Raw genomic sequence first — 16,409 nt, 5'->3', positions numbered from 1 at the left:
TCAACTTATCTTGAGTTTCAAGATCGCTTCTACTCCTAAAATATAACTCAAATATCCAAAACCTGCAATATATCCTTTACAAACGGGCGCAATTACGCTTTTTTGTCTAAACCCTTCTATCTCCCCACGAGAATATAAATTTGATAAGTGAACTTCAACTACAGGTATTTTCAGCGCTGAAATTGCATCTCTTATCGCAAAAGAGTAATGAGTAAAAGCCCCAGGATTTATAACCACACCGTCAAAATCAGAATCAATTAAAGAATTTAACTTATTTACAATTTCGCCCTCAATGTTTGACTGGAAAAATTCAAACTCAACACCTTTAAAACTCTCCATCAAAATTTTATTGATCTCATCAATGGTTAACAAGCCATAAATTTCTGGCTCTCTTTTCCCAAGGATACCTAAATTTGCCCCGTGTATCACAAGTATTTTCATTCTTGCCTTAACTTTAGTTTAGCAAGTTCATCCTCAATTATGCTCTTGATGTTCTCACTTATCAAGTTTTCGTCAATCCCCATTTCAACGATGCTTTGCGAAAGCAATGAAATTCTTTTTTGAGTATTTGCTAACTTGTTTATGACTATCATTTTCTGCTCTTTCAAAACGCAATACCCACCTTCAAAATCACCTCGCTCATATCGTAAAGTTATACCCAAATCTTTCACGAATTTTTCCAACTCTTCAAGTATCAATTCAGGTTTTCGCCTTCTCATTTAGATAAGCCAAATTAGTTGTAAAGCATATATTTCTCCCTGATTTTTAAGAATTCTTTTAATTCGGTCTCCCAAGATTTTATTATCTCGCTTGGTTTTTTCCCTTCGTCAATCATTAATCTAATTCTATCAGTGCCCCATAATCTATCTTGCCCTGCGGTTCTCCATTTGAATTCGTTTGGATACAATTTTTTCAATGTGTAAAGAATATAAACTGCCGTTTTCACTGGTTCAAACTTTTCACGATCATAAACATTTAAAAACACGCCGCCACATTTTTGTCCTTCATATTTTGGATCAATGGTAACTTTTTCAATATCAGTCGGTGTAAATTCAATAGGTTCAAACTTGACTCCTGGAAGATTGTAAGAATTTAGCTCTTTAGCAAACTTTTTTGAGTCAATCCATGGCGCTCCTATCCATTCAAATGGATGATTTGTCCCCCTGCCTTCAGATACATTTGTTCCCTCAATGAAACAAGTAGCTGTGTAAACTATAGCGGTTTTAAGCGTCATCATATTTGGAGATGGTTTTATCCAAGGTAGCCCGGTTTGATCAAACCACATCTTCCTTGAATAATTTTCCATTTTTATCACCGTTAAATCAGCTTTTACCCTGTTTTCAAGCCATCCTTCTTCATTAAACATTTTCGCAAGTTCCCCAACTGTCATGCCATGTGCAACTGGGATTGTATGAAGCCCGACAAACGACTTAAACTTAGGATCAAGAATAGGACCGTCAACATAAACTCCACGAATTGGATTTGGTCTATCAAGGACAATAAACTTTTTACCTTGCTCAGCGGATGCCTCCATGCAGTAGCTCATCGTTGAAATATAAGTATAAAATCTCGCGCCGACATCTTGAATGTCAAAAATTAAAACATCAATATCTTTAAGCATTTCAGCTGTTGGTTTTTTAACTTCACCATAAAGAGAGTAAACAGGGATGCCGGTTTTTGTATCAATACCGTGAGCGATGCTTTTGCCATCTGGGACTTCCCCTCTTATCCCATGTTCAGGCCCGAAAAGAGCGACAACTTTCACATTCTCAATTGAGTTTAAAACATCAACGATATGTCTTCCATCTGGCAAAAGCCCAGTATGGTTTGTAACGATTCCAACTCTCTTACCTTTCACGAGATCAAGGTGCCTTTCAAGAAAAACCTCCGCTCCAATTTTTACGCGCTTGGATTGAGAAAGCGATAAGGTTGAGAGCAAAATAATTAACATAATTATTTTTCCCATTTTTGTGCGTAAAATTTTATTATTAAAAAACCCGTGAGCATAAAGCCCACGGGATTTATTCTCAAACTTCGTTCGCTATCAGCTCAGCTTCGGGGAAGAAAAATGAAATTTCAAATTTTGCGTTTTCAATGGAATCAGAGCCGTGAACTATATTTTCTTGCTTACTATCCGCATATAATCTTCTTATAGTTCCCTCTTTCGCTTCTTTCGGATCGGTAGCGCCGATCAATTCCCTGAAATCGCTTACAGCATTCTCCTTCTCAAGCACCATAGCCACGACTTTACCAGAGGTCATAAAGTTAACAAGGTCGTTATAGAAAGATTTCTCTCGGTGAACATAGTAGAATGCTTTTGCTTGTTCAGTTGTTAATTTAAGCATTTTCATTGCGACGATTTTGAAGCCAGCTTCCTCAATGTGTGAGATAACCTTGCCTATCAGGTTTTTTCTAACACAGTCCGGTTTCAAAATAGCAAGCGTTCTTTCGGTCAAGTTTCAACCTCACTTTTGTTTTTAATTTTATTTTTTCCTCTTTGAAACTTTTCTCTTACGCTGACTTGATTTTTTCACACCTTTTTTAGATTTCTTCGCCGAGGACATGACAAAAATTTTTCTTTTCGGCTTTTCACCTAAAACTCTTTTAACGGTTTCACCGATAACAGCTGGATTTTCTATCACATAAATTCCAGCGTCGGCAAGAGCTTTCATCTTTTCCTGAGCTGTTCCCTTTCCACCTGAAATGATCGCGCCAGCATGTCCCATTCTTCTACCTGGTGGTGCTGTCCTTCCAGCAATAAAACCAAAGACAGGTTTATCTACATAATTTTTCACAAATTCGGCAGCTTCTTCTTCAGCTGTTCCACCGATCTCGCCTATCATCACGATCGCTTCGGTTTCAGGATCTTCATTGAAAAGTTTAATTATATCTGTAAACTTTGAACCAATCACTGGATCTCCACCAATCCCAACGCTCGTTGATTGCCCAAATCCAGCTTCAGTTAACTGTTTTACTGCTTCATATGTCAATGTCCCGCTTCTTGAAACAATTCCAATTGTTCCCTCTTTGTGAATAAAGCCGGGCATTATTCCGACTTTCGCTTTACCAGGCGAAATTACACCTGGGCAATTAGGCCCAATTAATCTTGAGTTTGTGTGCTTTAGATACTCGTAAACTTGAATCATATCTTTCGCCGGGATCCCTTCAGTAATACAAACTATAAGTTTAATTCCAGCATCAGCTGCTTCAATAATTGCATCTGGAGCAAATGGTGCTGGGACAAAGATAATGGAGGTGTTAGCTCCTTCCTTTTCCACTGCTTCACGGACAGTGTTAAAGATAGGTATCTTCTCATCAAAAAATGTCCCTCCTTTGCCAGGGACAACCCCAGCTACAACATTTGTGCCGTATTCAATCATTTGCCTTGTGTGGAATGAACCTTCTCCACCTGTTATCCCTTGAACCACAAGACGAGTGCTTTTGTCAACAAGTATTGCCATTTGCTACCTAAAATTTATTTTTAATTTCTCAAATAAATCAGGTTGAAAACTTGCAGAAAATTTCTTTATTTGCTTTTCGGAAAGTTCAACATATGTCTCATCAATTTCATAACTGACATAAAACCTATGAGTCATAATAGCTGCAATCGCAGTTGTTCCGCTTCTCATAAATGGGTCAAGGACAATCTCTCCTTCATATGTGTAATTCACCCATAGTTTGCCTTGTTTTCTCGTCTCAAATTAATCTCTGTAATTTTTCTCCAAAAAATCAGAAATCCTCAATATCGTTCCTTCATCAAATTGCTTCCCGATTATCTGAAGCCCAATAGGTAAGCCATTTTTATCAAATCCAGCAGGAACATTAATCGCGGGAACTCCAGCAAGATTTACAGAAACAGTGTAAATATCCGAAAGATACATCTTCAAGGGATCGTCCGTCTTCTCGCCAATCTTGAAAGCAGTTGTAGGGGATGTCGGAGTGATGATGACATCAACTTTTTCAAAAGCTTTTTCAAAATCTTCTTTTATCAACCTTCTCACTTTCTGCGCCTTGCGATAATACGCTTCATAATATCCGGCAGACAAAACATATGTCCCAAGCATAATCCTTCTTTTTACCTCTGGACCAAATCCTTCACTTCTGGATTTTACATACATTTCATACAAAGTTTTAACATCTTTAGAGCGATAGCCATATCTTGCGCCATCATACCGAGCCAAATTTGAAGAAGCTTCTGCGGTTACGAGTATATAATAAGTTGGTATGTTATATTCCGTGTGAGGCAACGAGATTTTCTCAACTATTGCACCATTTTCCTTTAAAAAATCAACTCTTCTTTCTATTGCTTCCCTTACCTCATCATCAAGTCCCTCTGAAAAATACTCTAATGGAATGCCGATCCTCAAACCCTTAACATCTTTATCAAGAAAACTTAAATACTCTGGAACTGGAACATTCGCAGATGTTGAATCATTTTCATCATGACCTGCTATCACTTGTAAGACAAGGGCGACATCTTTCGTTGAATTTCCAAACGGACCTATTACATCAAATGATGAGGCATAAGCAACGAGTCCAAACCGCGAAACTCTTCCATAAGTTGGTTTCAAACCGTAGACCCCGCATAATGAAGCAGGTTGCCTTATTGAACCGCCTGTATCAGAACCGAGCGCCGTGGTTGAAAGCCCAACCGCAACAGCAACAGCACTTCCTCCACTTGAACCACCTGGGACCCTTTCTTCATCGTATGGATTTAAAGTAGGACCAAAATAAGAATTTTCAGTTGAAGAACCCATAGCAAACTCGTCCAAATTCGTCTTACCTATGATGATTGCATCTTCCTTTAAAAGTCGCTCAACAGCAGTGGCATCATAAAGCGAGATGAAATTTTCAAGTATTTTTGAAGCACAAGTGCATTTTTCATCCTTAACACATATGTTGTCCTTAACTGCGATAACCATTCCCGCAAGTTTACCAGCATCCCCAGAATGTATCTTCTTGTCTATTTCAATCGCTCTTTGAACTGCTTTCTCTTCAAAGACACTTAAAAAAGCATTTAACCTTTGATATTCCTTGATCTTTTCCAAATAATTTTTGACTATGGATTCACAACTTGCTTCCCCCGAGAAAATTTTTTCCCTTATCTGATCGTAGGTTAAGACATCAAATTTTCGTTTGTTATTCATCTTTTCTTTGATTTTGTTTTCACCCGAGATCTTGATTTATTTTTGTGATTGCCTCCTTGTGTTTTTTTCTTCACAGATTTTTTACCTTGGTTATTTTTAGATAACTTCTCCTCAACGAGAACTGCGCCTGGCTCTGTGGATTTAACCTCTTCCTTGTTAAATTTCAAATCGTCAAGTTCTGAAGGCGTATTTTTTCGTTCCTTTTGAGATGCTGTAAAATCTAAATCTGAATTCAAATCAATTCCAGTGACGCTTTGAATTTCACTTTGAACATCTTGCATTGCTTTTCTAAACTCACGGACCGCTTTCCCTAAGCTCCGAGCTATGTCGGGGATTTTCCTCGGTCCGAAAAAAATTAAAATAAACAAACCAATAACCAACAGCTCTCCAAATCCAATGTTATCAAACATGATAACACCTCCTTCACAGATCTTAATTTAGATCTTGCTCTTTTTTCTCTGTTTTTTGTTCAATCTCTTTTGGTTTTTCACTTGGTGTGTCTTCTTCACGCATCGCTTTCTTAAATTCTTTTATTCCACTACCAAGCCCACGCGCAAGCTCCGGAAGTCGCCTTCCGCCAAATAAAATTAACAGCACAAGCAAAATTAATAATAATTCCTGCCATCCAAGCCCGAACATTTTATTTCACCTCCTTTTTATTTTGTCGCTTTTACTTAAATTCGCCTTAATGACAAAGACCGCCGAATAACTTTTGATTATTTGCTTGACCGCTCACAATCTTGGCTGATTTAATCAAGATTCAAAACTATTTGTTTAAAAATTCCTCCGCAAATGAAAGTGAGTAAATCAGTGAATTAAAAATTTTAGCTCCATCAGTGCAACCGAGCACAGGTTCAGAGCATCTTTCTGGATGCGGCATCATACCAAGGACATTTCCTTCTTCGTTTATTATTCCAGCAATGTTGTAAACTGAACCATTTGGATTTGATTCTTCCGTGATGTTTCCGTGTTTATCGCAATATCTGAAAACTATTTGTTCGTTGTCAATTAGTTTTTTCAATGTCTCATCATCAACATAATAATTTCCATCGCCGTGTGCAATAGGAAGTTTCAAGACCTCGCCCTTTTCACATTGTGAAGTGAAAATAGTATTTTTATTTTCAACGCGAACATAAACAAATTTACACACAAATCTCAAAGATGAATTTCTCAATAAAGCCCCAGGCAAAAGTCCAGATTCAACAAGGATCTGAAAACCATTACAAATTCCCATGACTTTGCCACCTCGCTTCGCAAACCTGATGACATCTTGCATCACCGGCGAAAACCTCGCAATCGCACCAGGTCTTAAGTAATCCCCATAGGAAAAGCCCCCAGGCAATATCACAACATCAACATCTCCAATAGTTCCATCTTTATGCCAAATTAACTTTACATCTTGTCCAAAAACTTTCTTCAAAACATAATAAGTATCGTGATCGCAGTTTGAGCCAGGGAAAACAACAACACCAAATTTCAATTTTGTCGTCATCGTGATTAACTTTGGAAAAGTTTGTGTATTATTTTTCTTGCTCAAATTTAACAAAAAATAAAAACAAAATAAAAAATCCCCCCTCTTAAATGCGTATGTCTTGAATTATTGTGTCCTTAAGCCAGTTTTCATCATCGCGGTATGGATAATCCGTGTTAAAATGCAACCCCCTGCTTTCTTTTCTCATCAGGGCAGAACGAATTATAAGAAGCGCGACTGTAGCAAGATTACGAAGTTCAAGTATATCTGCAGTTACTTTTGTTTTCTTGTAGAACTCTTCAATTTCATTTGCTATCAACTCAATTCTTCTCTTTGCTCGCTCAAGTCGCAATGTTGAACGAACTATCCCCACATAATCCCACATCAATTGCTGAATTTCTCTTCTATCATGTGAAATCAAAACCCATTCTTCCGTATTGAAAACTCCAGTATCAATCCAATCAGGTATATTTGGAAATTTGAAAAAATTTTCCTTTACAAACCTGACTGAATCAACCGCAGCTCTTTCTGAAAAAACGAGAGCTTCAAGAAGTGAATTGCTTGCGAGCCGATTTGCTCCGTGAACTCCGGTCATTGCAGTTTCTCCGGCAGCATAAAGGCCGTATATTGAGGTTCTACCCCACAAATCCGTAACAACTCCGCCACATGAATAATGAGCTGCTGGGACAACAGGTATAGGTTCTTTAGTGATATCAATCTTAAACTCAAGACATCTTTCGTAAATATGCGGAAATCTATCTTTAACCTTGTCTGGTTCAAGATGAGTTAAATCAAGGTAAACAAATTCATCGCCGGATTTTTTAAGCTCTGTATCAATTGCTCTTGCAACAATATCTCTTGGTGCAAGGGATCCACGAGGATCATATTTTTTCATAAAATCTTCACCTTTCTTCGTCCTCAGAATTCCTCCGAAGCCACGCACAGCTTCGGAGATTAAAAAAGCTGGAGTTCCAGAGTTATAAAGCGTTGTCGGATGAAACTGAATAAATTCCATATTACCAATTTTAGCCCCAGCTCTGTAAGCCATCGCCACACCATCACCAGTTGCGATCACTGGATTAGTGGTATGAAGGTAAACTTGACCGAGCCCGCCCGTTGCCAACATCGTAACTTTTGAGAGAAATTTTTTAACTTGCCCTGTTTTCACATCAAGAGCATAAACACCCCAGCAATGGATGTTATCAATCTTCTTGCTCTTGTCAATTCCAACTAAATGATGTTCCGTTATCAAGTCAATCGCCACATGATGCTCAAATAGTTCAACATTTGGATGGCTTAAAACCTTTTCTAAAAGTGCTCTTTCTATTTCCCTTCCCGTTAGATCTTTCGCATGGACAATCCTCTTCCTTGAATGTCCACCTTCTATTCCAAGATCAAGTTTGCCATTTTGTGTTCTTGTAAATTCAACACCGATTTGAATTAACTCCTCAACTTTTTTAGGTCCTTCGCGCACCATGATTTCAACAGCTTCACGCTTACATAATCCAGCTCCAGCATTTATAGTATCCTGAATATGCAGTTCGTAAGAATCATCAGGAGAAAAAACCGAAGCAATTCCCCCTTGTGCGTAGTTTGTGTTTGATTCGGCTTTTTCTTTCTTCGTGATTATTATAACATGACCATGATCTGCAACTTTTAATGCATAAAACAAACCAGCAATCCCACTCCCTATGACAAGGAAATCACTGATTATCGCCATAAAAATCAAATTTTTATTTCAAGCGAAATATCAAGTGCTTTTGGGGAATGAGTTAACATTCCAACTGAGATATAATCAACGCCTGTTTCAGCAACCTGCCGAACATTTTCAAGAGTAATTCCGCCAGAAGCCTCAACTTCAAATTTCCCGCCTATTAAATCAACAGCTGTTTTCAAATCATCAATGCTGAAATTATCAAGCATGACTCTATCAATACCGTCAAACTTTACAATCTTTTTCACATCGTCCAAATTATGTGCCTCAACTTCAATTTTCACATCAAGATTTTTCTCTTTGACATATTTCAAACATTTCTCAATCGCTTTCTCAACTCCACCAGAGATTGCAATATGATTATCTTTTATCAAGATCATATCATACAGCCCAAATCTATGATTCACTCCGCCACCGATTTCAACAGCGAGTTTATCAATTAATCTAAGCCCTGGTGCTGTTTTCCTTGTGTCTGTTATCTTAGCTTTCGTTCCTTCAACTGCTTTAACGAACTTTCTTGTAAGTGTCGCTATTCCGCTCATCCTTTGAACGAAATTAAGCATAACTCTTTCGGCAGCTAAAATGCTTCTAACATCACCACTTACAGCTCCAATAATCTCACCTTTCTTTACGAAATCTCCATCAGATACATTCGGGACAAATTTTAAATTAGGATCAACAGTTTTAAAAACAATCCAAGCAACATCTATTCCAGCAATTACGCCATCTTCTTTAACAATAAGCTCAGCATCCGACTCAATATACTCATCACCTATCACAGACATTGTTGTTATATCACCATATCCAATATCTTCAAGCAATGCCCTTTTTACAATTTCAACTATTTGCTCCTCAAGAGTAAAATTTTTCATTTTGATTTTCTCTATTCATCGTTTGACTCATCAACCAATAAAATCGGAATTCCATCTTTTACCTCGTAAACTTTGCCACAACTCTTGCAAACAAGCGACTCAGGTTCTTCAATATAATCAAGATCACCTTTACACTTTGGACAGGCGAGAATTTTTAAGAGATCCTTATCAATCACGATACCTTGCTCAACATTTTTTGTTTTTGCATGATTTGAACTGTTCAACGACAAAATTCATAAAAACATCAGGAGGTTTGATGGGCTTGTAAGTTTTTGCGTCAAGAAACACATGCTCTGTGTATCCCTCAGCAATTAATTCATCGTCAACATCACGATAAACTTCATACTCAAGTCGGAATTTCAAATTTGGAATTTCTTTCATGTAGGTTTCAATTCTTAAGAGATCGTCGTAATAAGCTGGCTTTTTAAATTTCGCATATGCCTCAAGCACTGGGATTAGGTATCCCATTCTTTCAATTTCGCTATATGGAAGGCCATAATCTCTTAAAAGTTCTGTTCTTGCCCATTCAAAGTATTCAAAAAACTTCGCATGATAGACGAATCTCATTTGATCAGTGTCGGAATACCTAACTCTAAGTTTAAAAACATGCTTTATCATTCTTCCCAGAACCCCATTTTCCTGTATTTTTCAATTCTCATTTCAACAAGTTTTTTGGGCTTGATATTTGAAAGTTGGTCAAGTTCTTCAATTAAAATCTCCTTCAAAATTCTGGCAGCTTCCTTGTGATCCCGATGAGCTCCACCAATAGGTTCTGGGACTATTCTATCAATTACGCCAAGTTTTATCAAATCTTGAGCTGTAAGCTTTAACTGTTCCGCTGCTTGTTCTTTATAATCCCAGCTTCTCCACAGGATACTTGAACATGACTCTGGCGCTATTACTGAATACCACGCATGCTCAAGCATCAGAATTCTATCTCCAACACCAATTCCTAATGCTCCTCCACTTGCACCTTCACCAATTATCACGACCACAATAGGAACTTGAAGTCGCGCCATTTCAAAAAGATTTCTCGCAATAGCTTCTGCTTGCCCTCTCTCCTCCGCACCTACTCCTGGATATGCCCCTGGCGTATCAATTAATGTTATAACTGGCTTATTAAATTTTTCCGCAAGTTTCATCAATCTTAGCGCTTTTCTATATCCCTCTGGATGTGGCATCCCAAAGTTTCTGTAAAGATTTGACTTTGTATCACGCCCTTTCTGAGTTCCAATTACCATAACGGTTCTATTCTCAAGTCGTGCAAATCCTCCTATCATAGCTTTATCATCGCCGAAACATCTATCACCATGCAATTCAACAAAATCGCTCATCATAAGATAAATATAGTCAAGAGGATAGGGTCTATCAGGATGCCTTGCCAATTGAACCTTTTGCCATCGCGTCAAATTTGAATAAATGTTTTTCCTCAGATCCTCAACTTTTTCCTCAAGCTTTTTTATTTCTTCACTTAAATCTACGCCACCACTGCTTGCAAATCGTTTCATCTCTTCAATTTTTTGCTCAAGCTCAAAAATCGGCTTTTCAAAATCAAGAACAAATTTTGACATCACTATATCTTTCTTTTGTTTGAAATCAACTTGATTAAAGTTCTGATTAAAATTTCAATATCAAGCGCAAGGGATTGATTACGCGCATAAAAAATGTTTAATCTCTCAATTTCTTCTGGAGAAAGTTCATCAACTTCTGAAATTTGAACAATTCCCGTCAAACCTTTCTTGCCAAGGTAATCCTGCCGATCTGGAGAATCAAGCGGACGACCAACCAAACTTAACTTTCCTGACAAAACTTTCGGCAAAAGCAATATTTTACTTCCAAAACTTCCTACCTCTCTTCCAAAAATCTTTTTAAAATATATCAAAGGATAAACAAAAATCAAAAGCGGAAGCGAGAAAACTATGTCAAAAATTCTCTTAGCAAATTTGTTTAAGAATTTATTGATGTTGTAATCAATGTCAAGCACTGGAATGTCATCAAGCGAGTCAATGCTTGCTTTGCTCAAAATTAGATCAGATCCGACGAGAGCAAGTTTGAAATTAACGCTTTTATCTTTCACGCGACTTATAATTGAAAAAATTTCAGAATAAGACAAATCTCCACTTACGAAAATTATATCGTTAACTTTTCTCTCACGGATAACTTTATCAATTGTGCTTATGCTTCCTATTATCTCAACACCATCAATCTTTTGCCCAACTCTTCTCATATCATAGTCCAAAACCCCAATAATTTTAATATTTTCATCCGTTTTCCTTCTTAACTTCCCAATCAGTGATACCGTTTTCTCGCCAGCTCCAACTATCAAAACTCTCTTCGCAATGATTCTAACATTGATAAATGGGATCTTCCCGAGAATTCGCAAAATCAACCTCCAACCAGGAATAAGAACTGTATTCAAAGCCGTCATCACGAGAAGAATCATTCGGCTGAACGCATATTCCTTCAAGAAGAATGTCAAGGATGAAAGAATAAGAGATGAAAACCATACACTTATCAAAGCATAACCAATTGAAAATTTTCTGTTTGTGTAAACTCCAAAAGAATAAAGCGAAATCCAGAAAACAAGCGGTGGGACTATCAAAACTTCAGGATAAGCATATTTTGGAAAAGCGAAAATCGCTTTAAATCTGACATATTCAGCAATTAAAAGGGAAATCCAAACTATCAAGACATCAACAAGCATATCCCAATAATTTTTTATAAATTTTCCAAGCATTGCGATTAATCCACGAACGATAATTCCAACTCTTAAAATTAAACCAAGCAGAGCGAATTCTTTATAATGTTTTTTAACAAAAATTTTCATAGCATCGTAAAAGATTCGTATCTCATCTAAATTGCTTCGCCTTGTGCTTTCACCTTTAAAGTGGATTATCTGCGTTAACGGGACATAATAGATTTTCCATCCGGCTTTCTTTATTCTGTAGCACCAATCAATATCCTCGCCATACATAAAAAAATCTTCATCAAGTCCTCCAACTTGTTCATAAACTTCTCTTCTTATCATCATAAAAGAACCGCTCACGGCGTCAACTTCCGTGATCTCATTAGGATCAAGGTATGTGAGATTATACCTACCGAAAATTTTACTTTTTGGAAATAAAGCGGAAAGCCCCACCATTTTAGTGAAAGCAACCCACGGAGTTGGAAAACTTCTTCTGCAGGCAAGTTGGAGAGTTCCATCAGGATTTAAAACTTTACATCCAGCCATACCACATTCAGGATGCGTCTCAAAGAAAGAAATTAAGATTTTAAAAGTATCCTCTTGAACTATCGTATCTGGATTTATCAAAAGGATATATTTACCTTTTGCAAGTTTCAACGCTTGATTATTTGCCTTAGCAAAGCCAAGATTTTCAGAATTTGCAATTAGCTTAACATCGGGAAACTTCTGCCTTATCATTTCAACGCTACCATCTTCGCTTGCATTATCCACAACGAAAATCTCAGTGTTAAGTCCAGCCGTTGCGTTTCTTATTGATATCAGGGCATTTTCAAGAAAATCTTTGACATTGTAATTGACAATTATTATTGAAAGATCAACTTCCATTTTTCTTTTTTCTAAAAAATTTTGAAAGCCTCAAAAAAGCAAGCCGAATAACCATAAAGAACGCCTCCAAAACAATTTTCTTATTCATTTTTGATACTCCAGATCTTCTCTCAACGAAAATTATCGGATGCTCAACAATTTTCAAACCCTTATAGTAAGCTTTAACTGTCAACTCTATTTGAAAAGCGTAACCATTTGACCTTATCTTATCAAGATCAATTTTCTCAAGAACTTTTTTTGACATACATTTAAATCCACTTGTCAAATCTTTGACGGGAACGCCGGTCATTTTTCTTGCGTAAGCATTAGCGAAGTAGCTTAACAAAACACGACTCATTGGCCAGTTCATAACAGAAACGCCATGAGAGTATCTTGATCCAATGACCATATCATAACTATCAAGTGCTCCTTTCAAAATTTTAGGTATCTCGTTCGGATCATGTGAAAAATCTGCATCCATCTCAAAAACGAAATCGTAATTGTTCTTTAAAGCAAACTTGAAGCCTTCAACATAGGCGGTCCCAAGCCCAAGTTTTCCCGGTCTTACGATCAAATGTAATCTTTCTCCGTGTTCTTTCTGAAGTTCCCTAACGACATCTGCTGTCCCATCTGGAGAATTATCATCAACAACAAGAACATCAATTTCTCCGAATGGAATAGATTCCTTCTGTTTCAAGATCTGTGGTATTAGTTCCTTTATATTTTCTGCTTCATTGTAGGTCGGGATGACAACGAGAATCCTCATCAATGATTAATCCCTCATTTTTTGATAAAATTCTCTTACTAATTCAATTACATAGTCAATTTCATCATCTTTTAATTCAGGAAATACTGGTAGCGATAAAACTTCTTTTGCACACTTCTCTGCGACGGGGAAATCACCTTGTTTATAGCCGAGATATGAGAAAACTTTTTGAAGATGCAGGGGAAGCGGATAATGAACTGCGGTTTGAACTCCTCTTTCCTTTAGAAACGATGAAAGCTCATCCCTGTATTTCGTTCTAATTGTGTACTGATGATATATGTGCTTGTTATATGGTTCTGAATACGGAAGAAGTATAGAATCAATATCTTTTAAACCATCGTTATATTTTTTTGCAATTTGAATTCTTCTCTCATTCCATTTGTCAAGATATTTAAATTTCACAAGAAGGATGCTCGCCTGCAAAGTATCAAGCCGACTGTTTACACCGAGTATCTCATGGGTATATCTAATCCTCGCTCCGTGAACTCTTATCATTTTCATCTTTTCTGCAAGTTCATCATTGTTTGTGACGATCATCCCCGCGTCTCCAAATGCACCAAGGTTCTTAGTTGGGAAAAAACTTATACACGAGATGTCTCCAAATGTGCAAACTTTTTTACCTTTATATTCAGAGCCAAGAGCTTGTGCAGAGTCCTCAATTACATAAAGATTATATCTTCTGGCTATGTCAATGATCTTTTCCATCTCTGCAGGTTGACCATAAAGATGAACAGGAATAATTGCCTTTGTTTTCTCCGAGATTTTCTCCTCAATTAAATCTGGATTTATGTTATATGTCTTCTCTTCAATATCAACATAAACTGGTTTACCTCCAAGCAGGGCAACTGTTTCAGCGGTTGCAATGAATGTAAATGGAGTTGTTATAACTTCATCTCCTGGCTTTAGACCAATTGCCATCAAAGCAATTTGAAGTGCATCTGTTCCGGAAGCTACACCTATTGCATGTTTAACTCCAAGATATTCTGCAACTTTTTGCTCAAATTCTCTAACTTCTTCGCCGAGGATGAAATCACCTCTGTTTAAAACCTTTTGAATAGCTAAATCAATTTCCTCTTTCAAGTTTAAGTATTGTCTAACAGGTGTAAAAACAGGAACTTCCATAAATTCCTCCTTTAAGTTTGACCTTTACCAGAAAGTATATGTAAAATAGTGTGAACAATTATTTTAAAATCCATCCTGAGCGACATATTTTCAATGTAAAAGAGATCATATTGCAATTTCTTTTTAACATCCTCAATGGATTCATCATACTTATATTTAACCTGTGCCCATCCAGTTATACCGGGTTTAACCTTCAACCTTCGTTTATAGAGCGGGATCTCTTTAGAAAGTTTTTCAACAAAAGCTGGTCTTTCAGGTCTAGGTCCTATCAAGCTCATATCACCTTTTAAAACATTAAAAAACTGCGGAACTTCATCCAGATGCAGTTTTCTTAAAATTCTTCCAACCCGAGTCACCCTCGGATCATTTTTTGAAGCCCAGGTTGGTCCAGTCATAGCTTCTGCATTTTCAAACATTGAACGGAATTTATACAGCGTAAAAATTTTGCCATCCTTACCAACTCTTTCTTGCTTATATATGACTGGTCCCTTTGAATCAATTTTTATCAAAATTGCAATTATAATCCAAAGCGGTAATCCCAAAACAAGAACTGTAAGTGATATAAATATATCAATCAATCTTTTTGCGACTTTTTCCCATGGCTTCATTAATTCAGGCATTATCTCAATAAGTGGAAATCCGTAAATTTGATTTGTTCTAGCTTGACCACTTATGGCATCATAAAGGTCGGGGACAATTTTAAATCCAACTTCTTCCTCGCATCTTCCAATTATCTCCAAAAGTTTCTCATGTTCTGATGAATCAAGGGCAAAGATGATTTCTTTAACATCATACTCTCTGATTATGTCATTGATTCTTTCTACTGAGCCAAGGACCTTAACATCTTTATATTCTCCGCCTTTTCTTTTGTCGGTTCTAACAAAGCCAATGACTTTATATCCAAGAGCTGGATATTTTTTTAAAAGTTCGTAGATTTCCTTCGCTTTTTCATTAAATCCAACTATCAAAGTATTTCTTGCTCCGATTCCTTTTTCAAGCAATTTCCGTTGCAAAGTTCGCAAACTTACTCTTCCAACCGATACGAAAAACATCACTAAGATCCAGTAAATTAAAATTAGTAATCTTGAGTTCGCAGGTGAATTTGTTGATATATCATCAATAAAAATAGCGAAGAAAAGAAGTAGGACACCGAATGTCACGGCTTTTAAAATAGTGAAAACTTCATCCATTCTTGACTTTGCATACCAAGGTTGATATAATCCGAATAGCCAGAAAATTACAAGCCAATAAACAGAAACGACGATCATCGGAGCCCAAAATTCAGGCTTAACATAATAAGAAAACCAACCACTTTCAACCCGAACGATATAATAAATAGACCAGGAAAGAAATACAGAGAAAATATCTACAAAAAATACCAATATTCTTTCAGACACTTTTGACATTTTCAACGAGCTTTTTTGATCTCAAAACTTCCCAATAAACCTCATTTGTTTTAGAAAGCATATTATCAAGACTAAATTTCTCAAAAGCTTTCTTTAATCCAGCCTTCCCCATCTCTTGTCTTAGACTCTCATTATCAACAAGAGTTTTCAAAGCATCAACAAATACCTCAACATTACCTGGTGGGACGAGGAAACCCGTAACTCCATTATCTACTAATTCAGATACTCCTCCAACATTTGAAGCAACAACAGGCAAACCCGCCATCATTGCTTCTATAATTGTCAATGGTAAACCTTCCCAACGGGACGGCAAAACAAAAATATCACTTTGAGATAATATATTTGGTATATCGGATCTTTC

Annotated in this window: 20 protein-coding genes; all 20 read right to left on the bottom strand. The window is 36.9% G+C overall.

Annotated elements, in window-relative coordinates; translation table 11 throughout:
• On the bottom strand, positions 1-441 hold the full coding sequence (locus NZ923_09575; GenBank protein ID MCS7230268.1) for a 3-dehydroquinate dehydratase: 441 nt from the start codon (positions 439-441) through the stop codon (positions 1-3).
• Positions 438-719, bottom strand: coding sequence for a hypothetical protein (locus NZ923_09570; GenBank protein MCS7230267.1), 282 nt, complete (start codon positions 717-719; stop codon positions 438-440). Before NZ923_09570 ends, NZ923_09575 begins: the two co-directional genes overlap by 4 nt.
• A gap of 14 nt (positions 720-733) precedes the next feature.
• Complete coding sequence (locus NZ923_09565; protein ID MCS7230266.1) at positions 734-1,966, bottom strand: DUF1343 domain-containing protein; 1,233 nt, start codon at positions 1,964-1,966, stop codon at positions 734-736.
• Between the two features lie 61 nt (positions 1,967-2,027).
• Positions 2,028-2,456: a nucleoside-diphosphate kinase gene (ndk, locus tag NZ923_09560; protein ID MCS7230265.1), complete on the bottom strand. Its 429-nt coding sequence runs from the start codon at positions 2,454-2,456 to the stop codon at positions 2,028-2,030.
• 27 nt (positions 2,457-2,483) lie between these two features.
• Positions 2,484-3,461 (bottom strand): succinate--CoA ligase subunit alpha, encoded by a 978-nt coding sequence (gene sucD / locus NZ923_09555; GenBank protein ID MCS7230264.1) that lies wholly within the window; start codon positions 3,459-3,461, stop codon positions 2,484-2,486.
• Positions 3,462-3,464: 3 nt separating this feature from the next.
• Positions 3,465-3,671 carry a site-specific DNA-methyltransferase gene (locus NZ923_09550; protein ID MCS7230263.1) on the bottom strand — a complete coding sequence of 69 codons (207 nt, stop codon included), beginning with the start codon at positions 3,669-3,671 and terminating at the stop codon, positions 3,465-3,467.
• A gap of 30 nt (positions 3,672-3,701) precedes the next feature.
• Positions 3,702-5,147, bottom strand: coding sequence for an Asp-tRNA(Asn)/Glu-tRNA(Gln) amidotransferase subunit GatA (gene gatA / locus NZ923_09545; GenBank protein MCS7230262.1), 1,446 nt, complete (start codon positions 5,145-5,147; stop codon positions 3,702-3,704).
• Positions 5,144-5,557: a twin-arginine translocase TatA/TatE family subunit gene (locus NZ923_09540; GenBank protein ID MCS7230261.1), complete on the bottom strand. Its 414-nt coding sequence runs from the start codon at positions 5,555-5,557 to the stop codon at positions 5,144-5,146. Before NZ923_09540 ends, gatA begins: the two co-directional genes overlap by 4 nt.
• 22 nt (positions 5,558-5,579) lie before the next feature.
• Positions 5,580-5,786, bottom strand: coding sequence for a twin-arginine translocase TatA/TatE family subunit (gene tatA, locus NZ923_09535; GenBank protein MCS7230260.1), 207 nt, complete (start codon positions 5,784-5,786; stop codon positions 5,580-5,582).
• 127 nt (positions 5,787-5,913) lie between these two features.
• Entirely contained in the window at positions 5,914-6,627 is a 714-nt protein-coding gene (gene purQ, locus NZ923_09530; protein ID MCS7230259.1) for a phosphoribosylformylglycinamidine synthase I, read from the bottom strand.
• A 97-nt stretch (positions 6,628-6,724) separates the two neighbouring features.
• Positions 6,725-8,344, bottom strand: coding sequence for an L-aspartate oxidase (gene nadB / locus NZ923_09525; protein ID MCS7230258.1), 1,620 nt, complete (start codon positions 8,342-8,344; stop codon positions 6,725-6,727).
• Positions 8,344-9,204, bottom strand: coding sequence for a carboxylating nicotinate-nucleotide diphosphorylase (gene nadC / locus NZ923_09520; GenBank protein ID MCS7230257.1), 861 nt, complete (start codon positions 9,202-9,204; stop codon positions 8,344-8,346). The genes nadB and nadC overlap by 1 nt, the downstream gene beginning before the upstream one ends.
• An 11-nt stretch (positions 9,205-9,215) precedes the next feature.
• On the bottom strand, positions 9,216-9,383 hold the full coding sequence (locus tag NZ923_09515) for a Trm112 family protein (protein MCS7230256.1): 168 nt from the start codon (positions 9,381-9,383) through the stop codon (positions 9,216-9,218).
• A 7-nt stretch (positions 9,384-9,390) separates the two neighbouring features.
• Entirely contained in the window at positions 9,391-9,822 is a 432-nt protein-coding gene (locus NZ923_09510) for an acyl-CoA thioesterase (protein MCS7230255.1), read from the bottom strand.
• Positions 9,819-10,778 carry an acetyl-CoA carboxylase carboxyltransferase subunit alpha gene (locus NZ923_09505; protein ID MCS7230254.1) on the bottom strand — a complete coding sequence of 320 codons (960 nt, stop codon included), beginning with the start codon at positions 10,776-10,778 and terminating at the stop codon, positions 9,819-9,821. The genes NZ923_09510 and NZ923_09505 overlap by 4 nt, the downstream gene beginning before the upstream one ends.
• Positions 10,778-12,775 carry a glycosyltransferase gene (locus NZ923_09500; protein MCS7230253.1) on the bottom strand — a complete coding sequence of 666 codons (1,998 nt, stop codon included), beginning with the start codon at positions 12,773-12,775 and terminating at the stop codon, positions 10,778-10,780. The genes NZ923_09505 and NZ923_09500 overlap by 1 nt, the downstream gene beginning before the upstream one ends.
• Positions 12,765-13,520 carry a polyprenol monophosphomannose synthase gene (locus NZ923_09495; protein MCS7230252.1) on the bottom strand — a complete coding sequence of 252 codons (756 nt, stop codon included), beginning with the start codon at positions 13,518-13,520 and terminating at the stop codon, positions 12,765-12,767. The genes NZ923_09500 and NZ923_09495 overlap by 11 nt, the downstream gene beginning before the upstream one ends.
• A 6-nt stretch (positions 13,521-13,526) precedes the next feature.
• Positions 13,527-14,642: a DegT/DnrJ/EryC1/StrS family aminotransferase gene (locus NZ923_09490; GenBank protein MCS7230251.1), complete on the bottom strand. Its 1,116-nt coding sequence runs from the start codon at positions 14,640-14,642 to the stop codon at positions 13,527-13,529.
• Between the two features lie 11 nt (positions 14,643-14,653).
• Entirely contained in the window at positions 14,654-16,048 is a 1,395-nt protein-coding gene (locus NZ923_09485; GenBank protein MCS7230250.1) for an undecaprenyl-phosphate glucose phosphotransferase, read from the bottom strand.
• Positions 16,032-16,409 (bottom strand): glycosyltransferase (locus NZ923_09480; protein MCS7230249.1); only part of this gene is annotated, 378 nt, incomplete at its 5' end. The genes NZ923_09480 and NZ923_09485, both read right to left, overlap by 17 nt.

Origin of the sequence: Candidatus Kryptonium sp., assembly GCA_025060635.1 — a bacterium.
Taxonomy (GTDB): domain Bacteria; phylum Bacteroidota; class Ignavibacteria; order Kryptoniales; family Kryptoniaceae; genus Kryptonium.
Note: the sequence above shows the minus strand (reverse complement) of the source record. Positions and strands in the feature narration are given on the sequence as shown.

Excerpts from the sequence above, each read along its gene's own strand:
- NZ923_09490 (MCS7230251.1), bottom strand. The coding sequence starts at position 14,642 with ATGGAAGTTCCTGTTTTTACACCTGTTAGACAATACTTAAACTTGAAA.
- NZ923_09565 (MCS7230266.1), bottom strand. The coding sequence starts at position 1,966 with ATGGGAAAAATAATTATGTTAATTATTTTGCTCTCAACCTTATCGCTT.
- NZ923_09570 (MCS7230267.1), bottom strand. The coding sequence starts at position 719 with ATGAGAAGGCGAAAACCTGAATTGATACTTGAAGAGTTGGAAAAATTC.
- NZ923_09540 (MCS7230261.1), bottom strand. The coding sequence starts at position 5,557 with ATGTTTGATAACATTGGATTTGGAGAGCTGTTGGTTATTGGTTTGTTT.
- nadC (MCS7230257.1), bottom strand. The coding sequence starts at position 9,204 with ATGAAAAATTTTACTCTTGAGGAGCAAATAGTTGAAATTGTAAAAAGG.
- tatA (MCS7230260.1), bottom strand. The coding sequence starts at position 5,786 with ATGTTCGGGCTTGGATGGCAGGAATTATTATTAATTTTGCTTGTGCTG.
- sucD (MCS7230264.1), bottom strand. The coding sequence starts at position 3,461 with ATGGCAATACTTGTTGACAAAAGCACTCGTCTTGTGGTTCAAGGGATA.
- NZ923_09485 (MCS7230250.1), bottom strand. The coding sequence starts at position 16,048 with ATGTCAAAAGTGTCTGAAAGAATATTGGTATTTTTTGTAGATATTTTC.
- NZ923_09575 (MCS7230268.1), bottom strand. The coding sequence starts at position 441 with ATGAAAATACTTGTGATACACGGGGCAAATTTAGGTATCCTTGGGAAA.
- NZ923_09495 (MCS7230252.1), bottom strand. The coding sequence starts at position 13,520 with ATGAGGATTCTCGTTGTCATCCCGACCTACAATGAAGCAGAAAATATA.
- NZ923_09500 (MCS7230253.1), bottom strand. The coding sequence starts at position 12,775 with ATGGAAGTTGATCTTTCAATAATAATTGTCAATTACAATGTCAAAGAT.
- NZ923_09510 (MCS7230255.1), bottom strand. The coding sequence starts at position 9,822 with ATGATAAAGCATGTTTTTAAACTTAGAGTTAGGTATTCCGACACTGAT.
- gatA (MCS7230262.1), bottom strand. The coding sequence starts at position 5,147 with ATGAATAACAAACGAAAATTTGATGTCTTAACCTACGATCAGATAAGG.